Annotated in this window: 13 protein-coding genes; 3 read left to right on the top strand and 10 right to left on the bottom strand. The window is 41.1% G+C overall.

What is annotated here, in order from left to right:
* Positions 1-4 precede the first annotated feature (4 nt).
* From W7W_RS0114070 to W7W_RS22280, 5 genes are all read right to left on the bottom strand, one after another.
* Complete coding sequence (locus W7W_RS0114070; RefSeq protein WP_010664356.1) at positions 5-781, bottom strand: prephenate dehydrogenase/arogenate dehydrogenase family protein; 777 nt, start codon at positions 779-781, stop codon at positions 5-7.
* A gap of 16 nt (positions 782-797) precedes the next feature.
* Positions 798-1,892, bottom strand: coding sequence for a bifunctional 3-deoxy-7-phosphoheptulonate synthase/chorismate mutase type II (locus W7W_RS0114065; protein WP_010664355.1), 1,095 nt, complete (start codon positions 1,890-1,892; stop codon positions 798-800).
* 2 nt (positions 1,893-1,894) lie between these two features.
* Positions 1,895-3,058 (bottom strand): pyridoxal phosphate-dependent aminotransferase, encoded by a 1,164-nt coding sequence (locus W7W_RS0114060; protein WP_010664354.1) that lies wholly within the window; start codon positions 3,056-3,058, stop codon positions 1,895-1,897.
* 179 nt (positions 3,059-3,237) lie between these two features.
* Positions 3,238-4,158: a prephenate dehydratase gene (locus W7W_RS0114055; RefSeq protein ID WP_010664353.1), complete on the bottom strand. Its 921-nt coding sequence runs from the start codon at positions 4,156-4,158 to the stop codon at positions 3,238-3,240.
* Positions 4,159-4,631: 473 nt separating this feature from the next.
* On the bottom strand, positions 4,632-6,449 hold the full coding sequence (locus W7W_RS22280) for a methyl-accepting chemotaxis protein (protein WP_052312573.1): 1,818 nt from the start codon (positions 6,447-6,449) through the stop codon (positions 4,632-4,634).
* 108 nt (positions 6,450-6,557) lie between these two features.
* On the opposite strand from W7W_RS22280, the gene W7W_RS0114040 reads away from it, so the two are divergent.
* Positions 6,558-7,559, top strand: coding sequence for a sugar ABC transporter substrate-binding protein (locus W7W_RS0114040; RefSeq protein WP_010664351.1), 1,002 nt, complete (start codon positions 6,558-6,560; stop codon positions 7,557-7,559).
* Here W7W_RS0114040 and W7W_RS0114035 read toward each other — a convergent pair.
* The 3 genes from W7W_RS0114035 to W7W_RS0114025 all read right to left on the bottom strand — a co-directional run bounded on the left by W7W_RS0114035 (position 7,556) and on the right by W7W_RS0114025 (position 11,953).
* On the bottom strand, positions 7,556-9,427 hold the full coding sequence (locus tag W7W_RS0114035; protein WP_010664350.1) for an ABC-F family ATP-binding cassette domain-containing protein: 1,872 nt from the start codon (positions 9,425-9,427) through the stop codon (positions 7,556-7,558). The two genes, W7W_RS0114040 and W7W_RS0114035, sit on opposite strands and share 4 nt — an antisense overlap.
* Positions 9,428-9,604: 177 nt before the next feature.
* Positions 9,605-10,597: an L-glyceraldehyde 3-phosphate reductase gene (mgrA, locus tag W7W_RS0114030; protein WP_010664349.1), complete on the bottom strand. Its 993-nt coding sequence runs from the start codon at positions 10,595-10,597 to the stop codon at positions 9,605-9,607.
* Between the two features lie 24 nt (positions 10,598-10,621).
* A complete protein-coding gene (locus W7W_RS0114025) occupies positions 10,622-11,953 on the bottom strand; it encodes a M64 family metallopeptidase (protein WP_010664348.1) in 1,332 nt (443 codons plus the stop codon).
* 139 nt (positions 11,954-12,092) lie between these two features.
* Here W7W_RS0114025 and W7W_RS0114020 point away from each other — a divergent pair, with 139 nt between their 5' ends.
* Both W7W_RS0114020 and W7W_RS0114015 read left to right on the top strand, forming a co-directional pair.
* Positions 12,093-13,379: a mechanosensitive ion channel family protein gene (locus tag W7W_RS0114020; protein WP_010664347.1), complete on the top strand. Its 1,287-nt coding sequence runs from the start codon at positions 12,093-12,095 to the stop codon at positions 13,377-13,379.
* Positions 13,380-13,523: 144 nt separating this feature from the next.
* Positions 13,524-13,988 (top strand): Lrp/AsnC ligand binding domain-containing protein, encoded by a 465-nt coding sequence (locus tag W7W_RS0114015; RefSeq protein ID WP_081485187.1) that lies wholly within the window; start codon positions 13,524-13,526, stop codon positions 13,986-13,988.
* A gap of 262 nt (positions 13,989-14,250) precedes the next feature.
* On the opposite strand, the gene W7W_RS0114010 is transcribed toward W7W_RS0114015, so the two are convergent.
* Positions 14,251-14,619 carry a CoA-binding protein gene (locus tag W7W_RS0114010; protein ID WP_010664345.1) on the bottom strand — a complete coding sequence of 123 codons (369 nt, stop codon included), beginning with the start codon at positions 14,617-14,619 and terminating at the stop codon, positions 14,251-14,253.
* 51 nt (positions 14,620-14,670) lie between these two features.
* On the bottom strand, positions 14,671-16,053 hold the full coding sequence (locus tag W7W_RS0114005) for an FAD-dependent oxidoreductase (protein WP_010664344.1): 1,383 nt from the start codon (positions 16,051-16,053) through the stop codon (positions 14,671-14,673).
* Positions 16,054-16,628: the final 575 nt, after the last annotated feature.

Genomic DNA, 16,628 nt, shown 5'->3' with positions numbered 1-16,628 from the left:
AATTTTATTCTTCGATGTTGTGGCGTACTTTTTTCAAAAAGCCCTGTAACCCCTCTGTATCTTTATTTTCAATCAAAGCCAGAAGTCCTTTCAGTTCCTGTCTGATTTTTTCTACCTGACCGGTGGTGAAGGGGTTCATCAGTATTTCTGTCAAAAGATAATCATCCTCTGAGAGCAGGCCCTTGGCAATGTCATGATGCTTTCGAAAGGTGGTACCCGGAGCATCTTGTTTTTTCATGCATGCCGCAAAAACCAGTGTGGAAGCAAAGGGAACCGATAAAGAATATGCAATGGTCTGGTCATGTTCTTCGAAGCTGTATTCATGGATATTTAGCCCCAGCGAACCAAAGAAATCCTTGAAAAAAGTTTTTCCCATGTGGTCTGATTCGCTGATGATGATGGCATGATGTTGCCGTAATTCTTTCAGGTTGCCGAAGGTGGGACCAAACATTGGGTGGGTGGAAACAAACCGTCTGCCGGTTTTTTTGTAAAAATCTTCCAAACCGGTTTTTACCGATGCAATATCTGACAGAATGCAACTTGCCGGTATAAAATCCATCACCGACTCAAAAGCCGGGATGGTATATTTCAGGTTGGCTGCATTAATCAGCAGTTCGGGAGCAAATTCAGCGATTTCTTCCGGTTTGGTAAGTCGCTGCGTGTTGAAAACAAAGCGCAGGCGTTCCATATCGGGATCGTAAATAGCTACTTCGTGCTGAAGGCACAAAGCATCGGTAAGCCAGGTTCCCATCTTTCCTGCGCCCAGAATACATATCTTCATTCCAAAAAGGTTTTCTTTATTTCTTAGTATTGGCCTTATTCATGATTTCATTCTGACGGTGAATCGATTCTTCATGAATGGATTCAAAAATACGTGTAATAAACTCCTCGTCCAAACCTCGTTGTGTGCCCCGGTCTCTACGGTTGTTCATTATTTCGTCGTATCTGCGGGTCTGAAGAATGGTAATGTTGTTTTCGTATTTGTATTTTCCGATGGCTTCAGAAATCCCCATTCTTTCTTTCATCAGATCCAGTAACTGGTCATCCAGCAGATCTATTTTTTTACGCAACTCATCCAGTGTTACACGTGGAGTATCCCCAATTTTGGGGCGTCGGAGGACCAGATGGTCTATGATTTCTTTAAGACGTACCGGTGTGATTTGCTGTTTGGCATCGCTCCATGCTTTATCCGGGCAGGTATGTGACTCGATAATTAACCCGTCAAAGTTTAGGTCCATGGCTTCCTGGGATATCTCTTCGAGCAGCTCACGGTTTCCTGCAATGTGACTGGGATCGGTGATGATTGGCAGTTCGGGAATTCTGCGTCGCAGTTCGATTGGAATTTGCCACTGCGGGTGGTTGCGGAATTCTGACTGATCGTAGGAGCTGAAACCTCTGTGGATTGCCGCTATTTGGGTGATTCCCGCCCTGTTGATGCGCTCAATGGCACCAATCCATAATTCCAGGTCGGGATTAACCGGGTTTTTTATCAGTACCGGGATATCCATTCCCTTAATGGCATCTGCAACTTCCTGAACAGCGAATGGGTTGGCAGAAGTGCGGGCGCCAATCCATACCAGGTCAATGCCGAATTTTACAGCCTCATATACGTGGTGGGCGGTGGCTACTTCTACGCCGACAAACATTCCGGTCTCCTCTTTCACCCGTTTGAGCCATGGAAGGCCTACTGTTCCCACGCCCTCGAAAGCACCTGGGCGTGTTCGGGGTTTCCAGATGCCGGCACGGAATATTTTAACTCCCTGTGCTGCCAGTTCTTTAGCTGTTGCCAATACTTGCTCCTCTGTCTCTGCACTACAGGGGCCGGAAATAATGATTGGCCGTTTCAGTTCTAACCCCGGAAGGGTAATTGGTTGAATGTTCAAATTATGCATGGTTAATTGGTTATTATGTTTTCAATTCTGTTTATTGATTCTTGTAGTTTTTCTTCTGAAGTACAAAGGGAGATTCGGATGTATTGTTTTCCGTTATCCCCGAATATAAATCCCGGTGTAATGAATACGTTGGCTTCATAAAGAATTTTGTCCGATAACTCTTCGCTGGAGGAATATTTTTCCGGAATTTTGGCCCAGATAAACATTCCCACCTGATCATCCTGCCAGCTACACCCCAAAAGCGACATGATTTTCAGGACCAGTTCTTTTCTTTTTTTATATACTGAGTTAACCTCATTATACCATTTTTCTTCAAGCATAAGTGCTTTTGCTGCAGCTTCCTGCATGGGACGGAACATTCCTGAATCCATATTGCTTTTGATGCGCAGGATGTATTTTATGAAATCAGGATTCGAGGCAGCCATTCCAACACGCCATCCGGCCATGTTGTGCGATTTGCTCAGGGAGTTTAACTCAATGGCCACTTCTTTTGCGCCGGGAACGGATAGCAGGCTCTGAGGCTCTTTATTCAATATGAAGCTGTAGGGATTGTCGTTGCATATTAAAATGTCATTACGTTTGGCAAACGCTATCAGTTTCTCGAAGAATTTTTTGCTTGCCTTTGCACCTGTGGGCATATTTGGGTAATTGACCCACATAATTTTTACAGCTGATAAATCTTCTTGTTCCAGGTTCTCCAAATCGGGTTGCCAGTTGTTCTCTTCCAGCAAGTCGTATGAACGCTCTTTGGCTCCTGCAATTCTGGTAACAGCTGAGTATGTCGGGTATCCCGGATTGGGCACTAATACTTCGTCTCCCGGATTTAGGAAGGCCATGGAGATATGCATGATTCCTTCTTTGGACCCCATCAGCGGCAATACTTCAGAGTCGGGATTCAGCATAACCCCGTAAAACTTTTTATACCACTCCGAAAAAGCTTCCCTGAGTTCAGGTATTCCAATGTAACCCTGGTATCCGTGGGTGTCGGGGCGCAAGGCCGATTGGTTAAGTGTCTCTAATACTTCCGGAGCCGGTGGCTGATCCGGATTACCGATGCCCAGATTGATGACCGGTTTGCCATCTTTAATCATCCTGGCAATTTCTTTTAATTTCAGGGAGAAGTAATACTCTTTAACTTCACTGATTCTTTGGGCTGGTGTTATCATAGTATCTTTATTTAGTGCCCGTCTATAAAGTCGGGAAAGTTTTTAAAAAGTCATGTGTCTGGTCAGAAAGTGCCAGTTGTAAGGCTTGCGAAACCGCCAAAAACGGAGTTTACCTGGGTAAATGAGTATTTTGGCGGCAAGCGTAACGCAGCAAGTGGTACTTTATGGACAGACACTATTTAGATCGATAATAATGCTTGTTGAACTTTTTCTTTCTTCACGGTTTCTCCATTGGTGGAATGTGTCGTTTGACAGGCTTCGTATTCACCCAGAATTCTCAGTTTTTTACACAAAGGGCGAATGGCGTCCAGCGATTGTAAATATCGGTCGTAGTCGTTGTAATTCACATCAATGTAAAAAAGATATTCCCACTCTACTCCAACCACAGGTAGTGATTGAATTTTGGTCAGATTAATGTTATAAAATGCCAGTATGGTAAGAACTTTTGAAAGACTTCCTTCTTCGTGTGGGAGGGAGAATACCAGAGAGGATTTATTAATTCTTTTTTGTTTAATCAGTTCGCTTTTTTCAATACGATCCTCCTGACCAATAATCAGAAACCGGGTGAAATTGTGTTTGTTGGTTTCAATTCCGCTTTTGATGATGTTGAGATGGTATAGTTCGGCCGCCAATGATGATGCAATGGCACCTATCCCTTCCAGTTGCCCGTCCTCAATGACTTTTGCACTGTAGGCGGTGTCTTCACTTTCGATGAGCTTTATGTGGGGGTAGTCCTTAAAAAATGCCTCACATTGAGCCAGAGCCATTGGATGCGAGTGAACTTCCCTGAGGTCATCGATGGTTTGTCCGGGCAATGCCATCAGATGATGTTTGATCCTGAGTTTGTGTTCCCCATGAATAAAATAACCCGACTCCCGGAGCATGGTGTAATTTGGAAGAAGACTTCCAACCAGTGTGTTCTCGATGGCCATTATTCCAAATGTTTCAGGGTCCTTGTGCATGGCATCAAAGACTTCCTGGAATGTATGGCAGGCAACCGGTTCCACCTCTTTGTCGGTAAACCAGGCCCGGGCGGCGATTTCGTGGTTGGCTCCCGGAATTCCCTGTATGGCTACTTTAATGTTTTCTTTTGTACTCATAGTTTAGATAAAAAAAAATCCCGCCTTGTGGGGCGGGACGTATATTTTGAAAAATCCTTTTCTTTATTGTTTATACACGAGCCTGCCCCTTCTGGTTGAATAACCAAAAAAATAAAAGAAGAAAAAAAAGAAAGAGTAGGCATGTTTTAACATGATAAATCGTCTTTGTTTTGTTTACGATGCAAAAATAATTATTAATTCAGTCTAAAACAATAAAATTGATAAAAAATAACGGGTTTTACTTATAAAATTAAAGTAAGAGTGCTGATATCTGTCAGTAAAAGGCTGTTAAAAACGCTGAAACCAGGAATTAAGAAACTGTTTAAATTTTGTTTTTGATAGGTGTTTTTGAAGGATTGAGCTCTTAGGCAAGTCAAAATTGACGAGAATAGCAGCGCTATTTAAGGAAATTTTGACGAAGTATAAGAGTTTAAGACTCGAAAACATCTCAAAGGATAAAACTTAAACAGTTTCTAATAGTACTCTTCTTCTTCCGTTTCACTCAAAGCCTTGAATGAGGTGGTGGCATTGAGCAGCTGATGAGACATTCCCTGAAGCTTGTCTGAGGTAATGTTAATTTCATCTGCACTGGAGGCGTTTCTCTGAGTAATTTGATTTAGTTCCTGCAATGCCAGGTTTATTTGTTGTACTCCACTTACCTGTTCCACTGAGGCAGCCGAAATTTCACTTACCAGTTCAGCGGTTTTCTCAATTTTCGGGGTTAGTTCATCAAGCATTTCCGTGGAAAGCCTCGATGCTTCAATAGTTACCGAAGAAACTTTACTAATTTCCTGGGCTGCTGCCTGGCTACGTTCAGCCAGTTTGCGAACTTCAGCGGCCACCACAGAAAAACCTCTTCCTTCCTGTCCTGCGCGTGCAGCTTCAACAGCTGCATTAAGGGCAAGTATGTTGGTCTGAAAAGCAATATCCTTGATGACCATGATTTTGTTGGTAATTTCCTCCAGTTGCAAGGCAGCTTCTTTGCTTCGCTTGTTGCTTTCGCGCATTTGCGCGGCAGCTTTAGCCGATATGTTTTCTGTTTCTTTCGAATTCTGTGTGTTTTGTTCTATTACACTGTGCATTTCTTCCATGGACGAAGAAACTTCTTCTGCTGAAGATGCCTGCTGGTTTGCACCTTCTGCAAGATCAAGGGCTTTTTCATTCAGTTGTTCGCTGTAGTCGGCAACAGTTCGTGAAGTGTTTATAATGTCTGATATTAGTTTGTTAAGATTTACCGTCATATTGTTCAGGGCACTTCCCAATCGACCAATTTCATCTTTTCTGTTTTCCTTCATTTTAACGGTCAGATCCCCCCTGGCCACTCTTTCAGCCAGTTCGATGCCTCTGATGATTGGACGCCCAATGGAGTTTGAAAGTAAGAAAATAAGGGATACTCCAAGAACAATGGAGAGGATTAGGGTGATTACCTGAATGGTTCTTTGCTTGTTGGTAATATCATTGCTGGTATTTCCCACTACCTGAATCTGATCTAATCCGATATCCGATGAGGCCCTTACTTCCCACATCACGTTTTTCGATGCTTCATAATTTTTTAGTTCAGCGATACGCATCTGTTTGTAGAGTGCAAGCAGGTTTTCTGCGGTACTGAAAACTTCAGTAGTCAAATCTCTTATTGCTGTTCTTGCGGGAATGGAAGAAACTTCCGTCCTTAAAAGAGGTAATGCTTTGGTCAACTCAATTAATTCAACACCGTCTCTGTTTAATAAGTGATCATTGATTTTGACACCCAACTGGTTGGCTTTCGCCAGAATTTGAGCCTCAGTAAAAGATCTGATGTTGACAGTGTTATTCAGATCGTCCAGGTATTGCTTAAAACTGTTGCGTTGATTTTCAAATCTTGATGATAAGTCGAGGTAAAGTTCTCGTGACTCTTTGTATTGGGTCAGGTATTGTTTTAATAAATCCAGAAAAACCCCTTTCTTTTTTAACTCTTCTTTCCGGTCGGTTGTAAGTTCATTCAAATTCCGGAAAGCTGAAACCGTACGATCAAAGGTAATATCAGCCTGTTCGTTGAAGTATGGATTTTTGGAAAAATCGAATGCTTTGGCATTTTCGCTTGATTCCTGCCAGTAACGCATCAGATAGTTTACTTCATAAACTGTGGGGATATGTGTGTCTGAAAGATTTTTTGTTTGACTGGATATTTTATTCAGGTTGCTTAATAATACCAGACCTGTAATTACCGAAATTGCAATAATAACTGTAAATCCCAGTCCAATCTTATGGCGGATGCTGATGTCCTGCCAGCTCCAATTGATTTTCTCCATCATAAAAATTATTTTTGGTCAGGGTAAAAATATGTATATTTTACCGAAATTTAGTATTTGTTTATATTTTTTTTGATATTTGTAGGCAGTTGAAAAAATCCTGGATGTACTATGAGAACCTTAAAGATTATAGCTATTGTTTTTTTTCTTTCTTTATTGATGGCTTGTTCCGGTGAGTCGGAATATACTGTCGGATACCTGAATCCCGCCCAAAACAGGGAGCGATTCGTGAAAGAGGGAAATTTTATGGCAGAAAAGTTGAAAGAGTACGGCATTGCAACTCTTATTAAACATGCTGAAGATAATGATATCACTCAGTTGGAACAGGGGTATGAGTTGATTGCTGAAGGGATTGATTTATTGGTGATAGCGGCTGTGAACGGAAATACCATTGCTCCGCTTGTTCGTGATGCCAGAGAACAGGGGGTTAAAGTTATTGCCTACAATCGTCTGATCAATAATTCGGATTATGATATGTTTGTAACAGGCGATAATGAAGAAATAGCGCGTATTTTTTGCGAAGGGGCCCTTGAGGCAGTCCCTTCAGGAAATTATGTGGTCTTTGCGGGTGATCGTTTTGATAAAAACGGGTTCGAAGTGAAAGAACATATAGACATCATGCTAAAACCTCATGTGGAAGCCGGTGAGATAAATATCCTTTATGAAACCTATATTGAAGGATGGAACAGGGAGCGGGCAGCCTTTGAGTTCCAGAAAGTGTTGGACTCCTACGGAATGGAAGTCGATGCGGTAATTAGTTGCAATGATCCGATGGGACTTGGAACCGTGGATGTCTTGAACCGATATGGAATAGCTGGTGATGTTTTTGTTACGGGGCAGGATGCTATTCTAGAGGCCGTGCAGAGTATCGAGAACGGAGAGATGAATCTCACTGTTTATCATCCACACAGGGAATTAGGCTACAAAACAGGCGATTTGATTGCTAAAATTCTAAGAGAGAATGAGGATCCGAAGGATTTGGCAAATGCAGGGACCTTTAATGGTACAGAAACGATTCCTACGTTTCGGGTAAAGTCTATGGGCATTGACCGGGAAAATCTGGGGACTTTAGTTGATTTGGATGAATATTCATGGGAAGAGATAAGGAATTAACCTTCTTTTTCACTTAATTCAAGCCATCGCATTTCACAGGTATCCAGCTCTTCCATGAGTTGGCCGAGGTCTGCTGATGTTTGAAGTAATTCATCTCCTGTAAGCTTGCCTGAGTTGAGTTGCGTCTCTTTTTCATTCTTCTGGTTTTCCAACTCTTCAATTTGTTGTTCCAGACTTTCCAACTCTTTCTTTTCTTTAAAGGTGAGTTTGTTTTTATCCTGTTGTCTGGCTGGTTTTTTCTTCTTGGGTTCTTTAACGGAGGTCGAAATGCTTTTTTGATCCTTTGCTTCCTGTCTTTTTTGTGCGTGATAATCTGTATAGTTACCCGGGAAGTCTTTTATACGGCCATTCCCCTCCAGGACAAATAAGTGGTCGGTTACCTTGTCAAGGAAATAGCGGTCGTGTGAAACAACCATCACGCAGCCATCGAATTGCTGTAAATAATCCTCAAGGATGTTTAGAGTCAGGATGTCCAGATCATTGGTCGGCTCATCAAGAATCAGGAAGTTGGGGTTTTTCATCAAAACAGTCATGAGGTAGAGCCTTTTTTTCTCACCTCCACTGAGTTTTTCCACCAAGACGTTGTGCATCTCATTGGGGAATAAGAAATATCTTAAAAACTGGGAGGCCGACATCGACTGGTCTTTTCCCAGCTGAATATGATCTGCAATATCGGTAATTACATCCAGAACCCTTTTGCTGTTGTCAAGGTTTAATCCTTCTTGTTTGTAGTAGCCAAATGCCAGTGTCTCGCCGGGCTCTACTTCTCCGCTGTCGGGTTCAAGTTTTCCTGTCAGGATATTCAGAAAGGTGGATTTTCCGCTTCCGTTTTTCCCAATGATTCCAACTTTTTCACCCCGTGCAAACTTGTATGAAAAATCTTTAATCAGGGTGAGGTCTCCGAATCTTTTGCTAATGTGGTGCAGATTAATGACTTTCTTCCCCAGTCGCGCAGATTTGATGTTGATTTCCAGATTTTGTTCCTCGGTGTTCTGTTCGGCAGTTTTCTTGAGGTCGTAAAAAGCATCAATCCTATATTTTGCTTTGGTTCCGCGTGCCTGTGGCTGTCGGTTCATCCAATCCTGCTCTTTTCTCAGAAGATTTCTGGCCCGTTCCACTTCCTGATTTTTCTGACTGATGCGTTCCGCACGTTTTTCAAGATAGTAAGTGTAGTTTCCTTTATATTGAAATAGAGATTCGTCGTGAAGTTCATAAATTGTGTTGCAAACGCTGTCCAGGAAATACCTGTCGTGTGTGACCATCAGCAGGGTCATGCGGCTTCTTTTCAGGTAGTCCTCAAGCCATTCGATCATATCCAGATCCAGATGGTTTGTTGGCTCATCCAGTATAAGAAAATCCGGATTGGTAATTAGAACTCTTGCGAGTGCAACACGCTTAATCTGACCTCCTGACAATTGGCCCATTGGTTGATTGAACATATCAATCTTCAGTTGGGAAAGGATTTGTTTGGCTCTTTCCTCATAATCCCAGGCGTTTAATTGCTCCATTTTAGGCAGCAACTCCTGAATGGCCGTGTCGTCATTTTCAGCCACTGCTTTTTCGTAGCTGCGAACCACTACCGCTGTTTCATTTTCGGAATGAAAAAGGGACTCCAGCACTGTTTGTTCCGGTTCAAATTCCGGATTTTGAGCCAGATAACCTGTTATTATGTCTTTTCGCCAGGTAACGATACCCGAATCTGCAGAAAACTTACCACCCAGAATATTTAAAAGAGTGGTTTTACCTGTCCCGTTCCGGGCAATCAAAGCTGCTTTGTCGCCCTCTTCCAGTCCGAATGTAAGATTGTTGAATAAGCGTATGTCGCCCCAGTTGTGGGTTAGATTTTCTACTGATAGTATGTTGGCCATATATTATTTAATTCTTGTGGGAGCAAAGATAATAAGATTGGTGGTAATGCAGGAGGTAAAAGAGCAGGAGACTAATACAATCTTCCCGGCGGGGAATAGAATCTTTAAAAATTCAGGTAAAGCAGGAAGGAAATTAAGCTGAGGAATAACTGCTTGTTCAACCTCAGCTTGTTTTAACTATTTTAAAATGTTTTCAATTTTACTCAATTCGTCAGTGGAAAAATCTGTATTGTTAAGGGCATCCAGGTTGTTGCTGAGTTGCTCTACGCTGCTTGCACCTATCAGAACAGAAGTGACTCTTGTGTCTTTGAGTAACCATGCAATGGACATTTGTGCCAGTGATTGGCCTCTGGCTTCTGCGAGGTTGTTTAATTTATTTAGTTTGGACTGAACCTCCGGAGTAAGTGCATCCTTTTGCAGAAATCCGTGAGGATTGGCCATTCGAGAGTTGGATGGTATATCCCGGAGGTATTTATTGGTCAGCAACCCTTGTGCCAACGGAGAGAAAGCAATTGATCCGACTCCGCGCTTTCCGAGTACGTCAAGAAGACCATCATCTTCTACCCAACGATCGAGCATATTGTAGCGGGGTTGATGAATGAGTAACGGTACCCCCATATCACGAAGAATGGTTTCCGCTTTCTGTGTCATATCTGCGGGGTAATTGGAAATGCCTGCATAAAGTGCTTTCCCCTGCTTTACTGCATGCGCTAAAGCTCCCATAGTCTCTTCAAGCGGAGTGTCCGGATCGGGACGATGAGAGTAAAAAATATCCACATATTCTAAACCCATACGTTTCAGACTTTGATCCAGACTGGCCAGTAGATACTTTCTGGATCCCCATTCACCATATGGACCGGGCCACATCAGATATCCTGCTTTTGTGGAGATAATCATTTCATCTCGATACGGCTTGAAATCAGTGGCCAGAATACGTCCAAAGGTTTCTTCCGCACTTCCCGGAACAGGGCCGTAGTTGTTGGCCAGATCGAAATGGGTGATTCCATTGTCGAATGCATGGTGAAGAATACTACGGCCATTTTCAAATACATCTACTGATCCGAAATTATGCCACAAACCAAGGGAAAGTGCCGGTAGTTGAATTCCACTTTCGCCACAGCGGCGGTAAGTCATCTTTTCGTAGCGTTTGTCGTTTGCTAAGTAATTCATAAGTTGGTTTTATTATTGAGTGTTTTATTTTGAATAAAAGTTGACAACTTTTTCGATGGATAGTTTACAGACTTCACAAAAACCATCTGCTTCATTTGCTTTCATCCGGCAGTTTAAAGCGGGCCTGTAAATGCCCTTTGCTGAATAACCTGCACCTTCGAATAGGCCGGTAACATTTTTGTATTTATTTTTTTCAGGGGTGGGAACCGGAACAGATTCATCAATCAGGTCTTTCCATTTTCTTTCAAAATCAACCAATGTTGTAATATTGGGATGCCAGGGTTCTGTATTTAAATCAAAAAAACCTGAGTAGGTTACTTCAGAGGAGTAATATTCGTCTCCCAATCCGGCTAGACCATGGCCCATCTCGTGGATGAGGACTCTGGCTGATTGTGGATGTCCGGCTGAGGTAATGGAAAAATGGTTGTAAACGCCACCGCCGCCATATTTCTTAGTATTAACCAATACAACTATGTGATCGCGGGGGTGTGCTGCTGCATAGTCGTATATTTTCCAGGTGCTGAGGCTTTCCAGATAGCGGTCTGTCCCAAAGGTGTTGAAGGTGCTTCCCATGGCTGTGTTTTTCCACTCGTCTTTGCGCGGGTTGTTTGTTCCTGATTCTATAGATGTTACAGCCATAGCTCGTATGGTGATTTTATTCCTTAGTTTGTTGTATGGAGGGGTTTTGAAAAGTTCTGAAACCATCTTTTCAGCATCTTCAAAAAAGTTTTCTGTTTCAGTACTGGTGTATCCTTCAGCTAAAATCAGAAGATCCAGTTTCTTGGATGGAACATTGCTCCCATGAATAATCTTTGTTGGGAAATTGGCCGGGTTAATTTTCGTAATGAGCGTTGAAGGGGAAAACTTTTCAGTCATTATGGTTGTGAAGTCTCCGGTTTTCTCTCTGAATTCCAGACTTACCATCACTTCTTGTAAAGGGAAAGGTGTTTCGATTGTTTGTTTAAAGGCTCTTTTCTTATGTTTAGCTTCAGCGGTGGCGCGCCATTCCTCGAACAGGGTGCAAAAACCTTTTGTAAAAAGCGTGTCCTGTTTGTCAGGGGTTGTCAGTAAAATGCGGTAGGAACCATAGTCGAAATCAGGATGGGTTTGGTCGGGACTTCCATAGTAATTAGGTGAAGTCAGGTAGTTCGCAATGGTTGCGGTTTGTTCCTGTGTGTCACCAGAAAGTATAAAGTCTATTCGGAGTGCCTTTTCGAAATCAAAATTGCCCTGACTGTAAACCCATACCGGAATAAAAAAGATCGAGAAGGCTATTGCTTTAAATATATTTTTTGTCTTCATGGCTTCATCAAAATAGGTTACATCCGGTGGTTTCGTTATTTTTGTGCGGAACATCGGATTTTGAAGTGGTATTTATGATTTATTGATTCGTTGCTGGGTCATAAATGAGATTCAGGATTTTCGGTTTGAAATTCGGTGAAGTTAAAGTTGCGGTACAAACAAAAATATACAAAATCATTGTAATAACTAAAACATGGAGACGATAAATTCTAATGTTACCTGGTTGACAGAGTGGCTTCATTCGCGTTTGCAATTGCTTAATCTATCTGAGTTCTGGACTGAGGTATTGTTGTTTGGAGTTTCTGCAGTAATAATGCTGTTAGCTTCGTGGCTGGCTTTTATGATAGTGCGTCGTGTTCTTGTTTTTACAATTGTCAAGATGGTACGAAAAACGCGGTCGAAAATTGATGATTTTCTGGTGCATCGGAAAGTTTTTCACAGGCTGGCCCATCTGGCTCCGGTGGTTGTTATATATTTTCTTTCCGACCTTTTTTGGGGAGCTCAGACCACTCGTCTGGCTGTTTTCCACGATATTGTATCCCTTTATCTGCTTGTAGTTATTATAATGGTGTTTCAGGCTTTTCTCAAAGCATTTGAAGATATTTACAACACTTTTCCGTTTGCTTATGACCGTCCAATAAAGGGATATCTGCAGGTAATCCAGTTGTTGGCAATCATTATAGGTTTGTTGATTGCTGTTTCAATTATTTTTGATGTTAAGGTGACAGCAATTATTGCCGGTATGGGTGCTTTGGCAGCTGTGTTGATGTTGGTTTTCAGAGACTCAATATTGGGGCTTGTCGCCGGTGTGCAATTGTCAGCCAACCGTATGGTCAGGGTAGGAGACTGGATCTCCATGCCGGGACACAATGCAGATGGAACAGTACTGGAAATAACTTTGAATACCGTGAAAGTAAGAAACTGGGATAAGACCATCTCCACGATTCCTACTTATGCCATGGTTTCTAACTCTTTCATTAACTGGCGGGGAATGGAAGAGTCCGGCGGTCGCCGGATTGCCCGCTCTGTATTTATAGATACTCATAGTGTGAAATTCTGTACTGCCGAAATGCTGGAAAAATTTAAAAAGATTCATCATTTGAAAGCATATATCGAAGAACGTCAAAAGGAAATAGAGGAGTACAATAAACAACATGAGATTGATGAATCTTTACCTGTTAATGGCAGAAGGATGACAAATCTGGGGGTTTTCCGAAAATACCTGGAGAATTATCTAATTAATCATCCGAAGATTAATGATAAAATGACGCTGATTGTGCGTCATCTGGATCCAACAGAGAAAGGAATTCCTATGCAGATATATGCTTTTTCAAGGGAGCAGGAATGGGCTAAATATGAGGCCGTTCAAGCCGATATATTTGACCATGTGCTGGCGATAATTCCTTTGTTTGAACTTCAAATATTTCAGAATCCCAGTGGCGACGATTTGAAAATGCTAGGCAGTTTGGTTAAAAATTGAAAGTGAAATCGAAAGGAAGAAAATTATTAGTGCTATTTTTGCTCCATATTTATTGGATTATTGGGGGAAATCCCGTAAATTCGAAAAGAATCATTAAAAAAAGAGCAGAAATTCTTTTAATTTCTAACATTTGTCATTTTTAGTATGGAGAGCAATTTACAGATTGATAGTCTTGACAAAAAGATTTTGTCAATGATTACACATAATGCCCGTATTCCGTTTCTTGAAGTTGCCAGGGAATGTAAGGTGTCCGGAGCCGCTATTCATCAGCGTATTCAGCGTTTGATGAATATGGGAGTTATTAAGGGATCTGAGTTTATTATTAATCCCAGTAAAATTGGTTATCACACCTGTGCTTTTATGGGGATTTTCCTCAAAAAAGCCAGCCTTTTTGATAAGGTGGTAAAGATGCTGGAAGAGATTCCGGAAGTGGTGGAATGTCACTATACTACAGGTGAGTACGCCATGTTTATCAAGATTTTTGCAAAGAGTAATGAGCATTTAAAGCGTATCCTTCACGATCGCTTACAAAACATTCCGGGTATCTCCTCAACAGAGACCATCATCTCACTGGATGAGTCATTTAAGAGACAATTACCGATTGAGTAATTAGTTTCTGTCCATAAAGTACCACTTGCGTTGTTACGCTTGCCGCCAAAATACTCATTTACGATTAGTAAACTCCGTTTTTGGCGGCTTCGCAAGCCTAGCAATTGGCACTTTCTGACCAGAAACATGACTAAAAACAAATTTTGCTTAGTTTATAGACGGACACTAATTAAATTATAGATTAAAAAAACGCGCAAAAAGCTCATTGCTGAGGTTTTGCGCGTTTTTTTGTGAGATGAATCAAGCTGATTTTTTTATGTACTTAATTATTGTACACCTTTGTTGCCAATAATACAAGAGTGCAAGCCTCCTCCGTCGCTATTCCTCTCTGCTCCAATTGTCGTGCAAATTCTGAATTTTCTGTGCCGGGATTAAAAATTACCCTTCTGGGATTCAGGGATTTTATGTAATCGTAATATCCTTTCTGATTTTTGGCAGATACGTACATTGTAACAGTGTCAACATCAGGATACACTATTTGTTCTTTTGTTATTTCATTGTTAAACAGGACGCCGGGTCGGTTACCAATCATATAAATGTCAATTCCGTTTGCCAGCAATTGTTTTGCTGCTTTATATGAATAGCGTTCGGGTTTTAAACTGGCGCCAATTATCAAGGTCTTTTCCTTCATTGTAATTAAAATCTTAAAGTTTTGTTGATTTTGTTTTATGCAGTTCTCAATTTAAACAGCTATTTCCTCCAACTGTTTAATAATCTTTTCCGCTGCCGTTACAACTATGTTTCCGGCTGGGAAGAATGATTGATAGGGTTGTGATGAATAACTTAGATCCAGTAAATCGTATGCTGTAGCTTCTTTTTGAATGGCAAAGGAAATAAGGTCTATGAGGCCTGTTACCGGTTCGCCGCTAAATACTTGCCCTCCGATTATTTTGGTAGTCTTTTTATCCACAACAAGCTTTAAGCGTATATCTTTTTTGCCCGGCATAATCGGGAATCGGGTCGTCAGTTGGCTATACGCTTTTAAAATTTCAAAACCTTCTTTTTCAGCTGCTTGTGCTGTAAGGCCTGTTCCTCCCACATAATTGTCATATACTTTTGTTGCTGCACCGTTTACAAAGCCTTTATATGCTGCTTTTTTACCCATTAAATTTTCTGCAAGGATTCGTGCCATCGGGACAGCATTCGTTGCCAGTTTGCCGCCTAATGTATTGCCTGTGATATAACTTTTGTACTGAGCACAATCACCTACTGCATAAACATCAGGAATACTTGTTTCCATTCGTTCATTAACAATGATCCCCTGTCTGCCAATGGATAATGTATTTTCCGGAATGAAATTTAAGTCGGGGACAACTCCGGTTGCAAAAACAACAAGCCCTTTTATAGTTGTATTATCATTATCCGTACAAGGAGTATATTCATCGAGGTATAGTATTTCACCACTATCGAGATGTACTTCTTTAACATAGTCTTTTCCTACTAACCTTTCTACTCTCGAGTTTAGGATAAGGTGTATGTCATTTTTGATCAGTTCCTCAGAGGCTTTTTGAGCAAATTCTGTTCCAACCAAATTTGGGAGGACTTGTGGCGCTAAATCAACTAAAGAAACATCGATTCCTTTGTGTTTTAAGGCCTGTGCCAGTTCAATTCCTATAGCGCCGGCACCGATAACCACGGCTTTTTTTAGCCCGTTTTCTACAAAAGCACTGATTTTTTCAAGATCTTTTTGAGTTTTAAAACCCATTACACCTTCCAGATCCACGCCATCTATAGGGGGGATAAAAGGAGTTGCGCCTGAGGCAATAATAATTTTCTTAAACGATAATTCTCTATCATTTTTTAAAAACAAATTTTTATTATCAAAATCAATCGACACAACTTCATCTCGAATCAGCTCTGCTCCGGTGTCGGTCACCAATTCATCATTTTTTAAACATTTTTTCTTTTCAATCAGGTTCTCAACAACATATGGCATGGCACAATAAATCATACTGTAATCCTCAGGCCTGATAATGGCCATCTTATATTTTTTACCCAATCTTTTTGCAAGTGTAATGCCTGCAGGACCTCCGCCAACAACGATTAAATCGTAACTTTTTTCCATGTTTTATTTTTTTAAAATATTTGTCAGTAATTATTTGTCTAAGATATTGATGTGATGGAACTTGTCCCGAACAATCTGAGCTCGTTCTCTTCACATAAAATTGACTTACTATGTTCGGATGGAACTCAGAATCTTTTTTTTAATATATTTTTTGGATATCCTTGGGCAGGTCGTGTCAGGTTTGAAGAATTAAAGTTCCACGCTTGTTTCATAAATAAGTGCGCAAAGGTATTTTAAGTGAAGAGGTTTTTAAAGGAAAACCAACCTGGCAATAACTGTTGTTCCTTTGAGATTTGATAACTTTTTTATTATCACATTTCAATTTCATAATATCGAATCTTCCCAAAGAAGGATGCGCAATGAAATCGTATACCCTGAATAATTCATGTATGTTCGTCATGAGATGCTCAAGCACAAGTTGACTCAAGAACCAGAAAGATTTTCTCAATACTAAACGAGTCTTTGCGAAATGTTGTTTTGTAAGGGAATTTCTGTTAATTAGAGTCTGTCTACAAACTAAGCAAAATTTGTTTTTAGTCATGTTTCTGGTAAGAAAGTGCCAGTTGCTAGGCATG

Origin of the sequence: Marinilabilia salmonicolor JCM 21150 (assembly GCF_000259075.1) — a bacterium.
In the GTDB taxonomy this organism is placed as follows: Bacteria; Bacteroidota; Bacteroidia; order Bacteroidales; family Marinilabiliaceae; genus Marinilabilia; species Marinilabilia salmonicolor.
Note: the sequence above shows the minus strand (reverse complement) of the source record. Positions and strands in the feature narration are given on the sequence as shown.

Bases quoted from the DNA above. Each gene is read 5' to 3' on its own strand.
- W7W_RS0114070 (WP_010664356.1), bottom strand. From the start codon at position 781: ATGAAGATATGTATTCTGGGCGCAGGAAAGATGGGAACCTGGCTTACC.
- W7W_RS0114065 (WP_010664355.1), bottom strand. From the start codon at position 1,892: ATGCATAATTTGAACATTCAACCAATTACCCTTCCGGGGTTAGAACTG.
- W7W_RS0114060 (WP_010664354.1), bottom strand. From the start codon at position 3,058: ATGATAACACCAGCCCAAAGAATCAGTGAAGTTAAAGAGTATTACTTC.
- W7W_RS0114055 (WP_010664353.1), bottom strand. From the start codon at position 4,158: ATGAGTACAAAAGAAAACATTAAAGTAGCCATACAGGGAATTCCGGGA.
- W7W_RS22280 (WP_052312573.1), bottom strand. From the start codon at position 6,449: ATGATGGAGAAAATCAATTGGAGCTGGCAGGACATCAGCATCCGCCAT.
- W7W_RS0114040 (WP_010664351.1), top strand. From the start codon at position 6,558: ATGAGAACCTTAAAGATTATAGCTATTGTTTTTTTTCTTTCTTTATTG.
- W7W_RS0114035 (WP_010664350.1), bottom strand. From the start codon at position 9,427: ATGGCCAACATACTATCAGTAGAAAATCTAACCCACAACTGGGGCGAC.
- mgrA (WP_010664349.1), bottom strand. From the start codon at position 10,597: ATGAATTACTTAGCAAACGACAAACGCTACGAAAAGATGACTTACCGC.
- W7W_RS0114025 (WP_010664348.1), bottom strand. From the start codon at position 11,953: ATGTTCCGCACAAAAATAACGAAACCACCGGATGTAACCTATTTTGAT.
- W7W_RS0114020 (WP_010664347.1), top strand. From the start codon at position 12,093: ATGGAGACGATAAATTCTAATGTTACCTGGTTGACAGAGTGGCTTCAT.
- W7W_RS0114015 (WP_081485187.1), top strand. From the start codon at position 13,524: ATGGAGAGCAATTTACAGATTGATAGTCTTGACAAAAAGATTTTGTCA.
- W7W_RS0114010 (WP_010664345.1), bottom strand. From the start codon at position 14,619: ATGAAGGAAAAGACCTTGATAATTGGCGCCAGTTTAAAACCCGAACGC.
- W7W_RS0114005 (WP_010664344.1), bottom strand. From the start codon at position 16,053: ATGGAAAAAAGTTACGATTTAATCGTTGTTGGCGGAGGTCCTGCAGGC.